Raw genomic sequence first — 771 nt, 5'->3', positions numbered from 1 at the left:
TAAGCTGGCTGATCCCGATAATGCACGCCTGAGTAACCGGGCATTGGGTATCGCGGATACCAGCCGCAAGGGAACGAAAATGGCGCTGGCACCGGCTGCATTCCGAGACATTTTTCAGCAGGTGGAACAAAAAGACCGGCGTGTCGCGGCTGTTATGCAACTGGCGTATGTGCTGGGACTGCGTACCAAAGAAGCGGTGGAAGCCTACAAATCGTTAGCGACCTGGAAGAAAGCACTGGAAAACGGGCATACGTCTGTGCGGGTGGTGTTCGGTACTAAAGGGGGACGACCCCGGCAGACGGTCATACTGGATCGGGAAGCCCTGCAACACGCGATTGCTTATGCTGAACGCGAGCAGACCGGGCGTGGTGGTAAACTGATTGATAAGCTGACGATCACGCAGGCCATCGACCGTTACCGCTATATTGTCAGAAGTGCAGGACTGAGCGGTAATAAAGCGCCACACAGTATGCGTTATCATTTTGCTCAGCAATCCGGGGAGCATTATATAGCGCAAGGATTCAGCGAGCGAGAAGCGCTGGCACTGGTCTCGATGGATTTAGGGCATGGTGACGGGCGAGGGCGTTATATTAAGCAGGTGTATTACCAGAATATTGAGGGCGAATAAGTTGTATTGGAGCACACACGATCTGCTGCTCTGGTCATTGGAATTGAGCAAAGCAATCTTGAATCTTAGGCGATTATTCCTATGTTATCGCTAACTCATTTCTGGACATTTTCGAGTTAAAGCATTAACTTTAACTCGCTTAT

General features: G+C 51.0%; 1 protein-coding gene. It reads left to right on the top strand.

Going from position 1 to position 771, the window contains the following annotated elements:
- Window positions 1-628: integrase domain-containing protein (locus tag Xbud_RS19160; protein ID WP_099137547.1), on the top strand; the 628-nt coding region annotated here is incomplete at its 5' end.
- Window positions 629-771: the final 143 nt, after the last annotated feature.

The organism is Xenorhabdus budapestensis (genome assembly GCF_002632465.1).
GTDB classification, from domain to species: Bacteria; Pseudomonadota; Gammaproteobacteria; order Enterobacterales; family Enterobacteriaceae; genus Xenorhabdus; species Xenorhabdus budapestensis.
The sequence above is the reverse complement of the archived record's forward strand: the minus strand, read 5'-3'. Positions and strand labels throughout refer to the sequence as shown.